Raw genomic sequence first — 3271 nt, forward strand, 5'->3', positions numbered from 1 at the left:
CCCTTCTACACTCCAATGAAAAAGCCAGGCCGGGATCATCCCGTCCGGCCATTCAATTCTCCCCGATCAGGTCGCGCCGCAGGTCATGGCGGCCTGCATGGCGAATGACATGAACTGGCCCTGCTGTTCAGGCGTCATATCATTCATGATCTCTTCGGTCGCTTCCTCGCCATCCTTGGCCGCCTGGGCGAGCTTGGAATAAAGATCGTCGTCGAGATTTTTCTCTGCGGAATCGGCCATGCACTCGCACGTTGCCTGGTCCATTGAGCCGTCATCGACACAAGCATTGACGAGCGCGGCGCGGTCACCACCGCCGCCGCCACAGGCCGCAAGGCCGAACAGTGCTGCAGACGCCAACATGGTTTTCTTCATGGGCTAATTCCCTTCATCACAATATCGAAGCGCCAAGGTTTCCACGATTTTGCGGGGCTGACCAGCAAAAAACCGCCTATTCGCGCCTGAGAAGGCGATCCAGCTGAAACCTGTTGCCAAATGTCTTCAGGAAATCCGCCTTCACTTCGGCCGGGTCGTAATCATCGCGAACCCAGTCGATAAAAGGCTTGGGGCTTTCCCTGGTGGCAGTGAGATAGGCTTCGAAGAAGGCGTCCAGCATGCCCGTCTTGCCTGACTTCACATGCAGATACTTGCCCGACAGCTGGTCCCTCGCCTTTCGGACCGGCATGTCGCCCCGGAAGATCATGTAGAGCGCGCTCATCAGACCGGCCCGGTCAGCGCCGGACTTGCAGTGCATGAGCGCGGGATACTCGATCGTCTCGAACAGGTCTTTCGCGGCAAGGATCGTCTCGACCTTGGGGGTGTCGCGCGAAAAGACCTGGAAGTCGACCAGCGTGATGCCGGCCTCCTCGCACGCCTCCTTCTCGAGCAGGTAATAGCCCTTCGTGCTCTCGCCTCTCAGATTGAGGATCGTCCTGATGCTGCGAAGTTTGGCGTGTTCGACGACCTGGCGCGGATTGGGCTGGTTGGACCGCCACATCTCCGGGCTGATCTGGTGCAGGTTCTGGAAGCTTTCGCGCAGGAAACCGTGATCGCCGAGAACGAGTTCGCGTTCGGCGCGCTTCCGGCCCTTCTCAGTCGAAAGATCAGGCGCGACATGCGGTTTGCGTTTCTTCTTCTTTTTCTTCGGAGGTGTGTCAGAGGCCTGCTCGGTCATGCCAGCGGCCTAGCCAAGCGATAGCAGAAAGGCAAGCGCGCAAGCTGCCGCAATCCAGGCGTCCAGACAGGCTAAACAAAGCGGTAACCACAAGGCGTTAGGCTGATCGTCCTACACTGCCCAGCAGATCACGGTCCTGACAGATGATCCCGAAAACTCTTGCCCGCTCATGTCTGATGGCCCTACTTGCCTGCGGCCTCGGCGCACCTGCGGCCCTCGGCTTCGAGGTTGGTCTGCAGCCAACAACAGTGGAGATGAGCGCTGACCCGGGCAATCGCCAGCGCCAGGTCATCAGCATTTCGAACAGCGACAGCGACGCGCCCATCTCGCTGACCATCGGTCTTGCCGACTGGACCCTCGCCCGCGATGGACAGATCAGGCTTTCTCCGCCTGGCGAGCGCGAAGAATCGGCGTCCGACTGGGTGCGCTTCAGCCCCTCCTTCGTGACCCTGGAGCCCGGCGAAAGCCAGAAAATCCTTGTCGATATCATAGCGCCGGCCAAGCTGGCGCGGACCGGCGACTACCGGTTTGCCGTGCTTGCCTCGACGATCCTGCCAGACCGGCAAGGCGGCCAATCGGGTATCCTCAAAAAATATGAGATCGCCAGCCTATTCTATCTGACGACCGACCGCGCCATGAGCCATCCGGCTGTGCGCGACGTCCGCCTGTCTGTCGCAGCAGACGGCCGGCAAACCCTCAAGCTGATGGTCGAGAATTCCGGCAATGCGCATGCCCGCCTCAATGGCGATGTCCTGATCGAAGGCAAAGGCGAACGCATCGAGATCCCGATCTCCAACCTGGTCGTTCTGGAAAACTCAGAACGCGAATTCGACGTGCCGTTTGAGGGGCCTCTGCCGGCCAATCCCAGTGTGACGGTGAGTTTCGAGAATGTGTTCGCGCCGCAGGGCTCTGGCGGGACACAGCCGGTGAAGACCTATACTGCTCCGCTCTCGGTCACAGGGGCGCCGCGCCTGTCAGCCTCGATCCAGTAAAGCCGGGCAAAGCCGCTCAACGCCTCCAGCCAAGCCCTTCCAGCATCGAGACCGCTTCATAAAGCGGCAGGCCGACAATGCCTGTATAAGAACCGTTGATCTGTTTGATAAAAGCGGCCGCTTCGCCCTGGATCGCATAGCCGCCCGCTTTGCCGACGCCGTCGCCGGACGCCACATAGTGCTCGATCTCATCGTCTGTCAGCCGTTTGAAGACTACGCGTGAGAGTACAACCCGCACCGATTTTCGTCCGTCCGGCGCGATGACAGCCAGCCCGGTTAGCACCTGATGCGCGCGGCCTGATAAAAGCGCGAGACAGTCGCGCACCTCATCGCCGTCGCCGGCCTTGGGCAGCATGCGCCGGCCCAGCGCGACGACCGTATCGCCGCCGAGCGTGAACTGCCCGGGCGCATGCACATGGGCCGCTTTTGACAGGGCAAGCCGCTCTGCCAGCACGCGGGGCGTTTCATGTTTTGCGGGGGTTTCGTCTATATCGGCGGGGGCAACCCTGTCCGGTCTGATCCCGGCCTGGGCCAGAAGGTCCAGCCGCCGAGGGCTCGCGCTCGCCAGCACCAGAGGTGCGCGCGCATCGCCCACTCTATTTGAAGCGGTACGTGATCCGGCCCTTGGTCAGATCATAGGGCGTCATTTCGACGAGCACCTTGTCGCCCGTCAGGATGCGGATGCGGTTCTTGCGCATCTTGCCGGCTGTATAGCCGATGATTTCATGGTCGTTCTCGAGCTTCACGCGAAAGGTCGCGTTTGGAAGCAGTTCCATGATCGTTCCATTGAACTCGATCAGTTCTTCTTTTGCCATTGGCACTCCTATTGTGGCCTGCGGAATCGGCTCCGCGACGGCCTATATGGTGCGGTTCGTAACTTTCGTCACCTCCAAGAGCAAGCTGTTTGCACTGCAAGGTGCAGATATCGCCCCTCGCGGGTAACTTATTCGACACGAATTTCAGCCACAGTCAGCAGAAATAAAAACACGGGACAGGTGACGGGATGTTAGAACAATTGTCCACTCACAGAGGGCTGCCGCCGGAATCAGTCTTCCTGAATTTCCGCAAGCTGCTGGACAATATGCTGACGCCCTACATCGTGATGGAC

At 59.8% G+C, this 3271-nt stretch carries 5 protein-coding genes; 1 reads left to right on the forward strand and 4 read right to left on the reverse strand.

Annotation, left to right across the window (positions count from 1 at the left end; translation table 11 throughout):
* Nucleotides 1-66: 66 nt before the first annotated feature.
* Nucleotides 67-372, reverse strand: coding sequence for a hypothetical protein (locus tag WA989_RS11615; RefSeq protein WP_424340663.1), 306 nt, complete (start codon nt 370-372; stop codon nt 67-69).
* A gap of 76 nt (nt 373-448) precedes the next feature.
* On the reverse strand, nt 449-1171 hold the full coding sequence (locus WA989_RS11620; RefSeq protein ID WP_424340664.1) for a fused DSP-PTPase phosphatase/NAD kinase-like protein: 723 nt from the start codon (nt 1169-1171) through the stop codon (nt 449-451).
* A gap of 143 nt (nt 1172-1314) precedes the next feature.
* Here WA989_RS11620 and WA989_RS11625 point away from each other — a divergent pair, with 143 nt between their 5' ends.
* Complete coding sequence (locus tag WA989_RS11625) at nt 1315-2163, forward strand: fimbrial biogenesis chaperone (RefSeq protein WP_424340665.1); 849 nt, start codon at nt 1315-1317, stop codon at nt 2161-2163.
* Nucleotides 2164-2179: 16 nt separating this feature from the next.
* On the opposite strand, the gene WA989_RS11630 is transcribed toward WA989_RS11625, so the two are convergent.
* Together WA989_RS11630 and infA are read right to left on the reverse strand one after the other, a co-directional pair.
* A complete protein-coding gene (locus WA989_RS11630) occupies nt 2180-2758 on the reverse strand; it encodes a Maf family protein (protein ID WP_424340666.1) in 579 nt (192 codons plus the stop codon).
* Between the two features lies 1 nt (nt 2759).
* A complete protein-coding gene (infA, locus tag WA989_RS11635) occupies nt 2760-2978 on the reverse strand; it encodes a translation initiation factor IF-1 (RefSeq protein WP_084394245.1) in 219 nt (72 codons plus the stop codon).
* Nucleotides 2979-3271 lie beyond the last annotated feature (293 nt).

It is taken from the genome of Henriciella sp., from assembly GCF_049649345.1.
Taxonomy (GTDB): Bacteria; Pseudomonadota; Alphaproteobacteria; order Caulobacterales; family Hyphomonadaceae; genus Henriciella.

Excerpts from the sequence above, each read along its gene's own strand:
- WA989_RS11620 (WP_424340664.1), bottom strand. The coding sequence starts at position 1,171 with ATGACCGAGCAGGCCTCTGACACACCTCCGAAGAAAAAGAAGAAGAAA.
- WA989_RS11615 (WP_424340663.1), bottom strand. The coding sequence starts at position 372 with ATGAAGAAAACCATGTTGGCGTCTGCAGCACTGTTCGGCCTTGCGGCC.
- WA989_RS11625 (WP_424340665.1), top strand. The coding sequence starts at position 1,315 with ATGATCCCGAAAACTCTTGCCCGCTCATGTCTGATGGCCCTACTTGCC.
- infA (WP_084394245.1), bottom strand. The coding sequence starts at position 2,978 with ATGGCAAAAGAAGAACTGATCGAGTTCAATGGAACGATCATGGAACTG.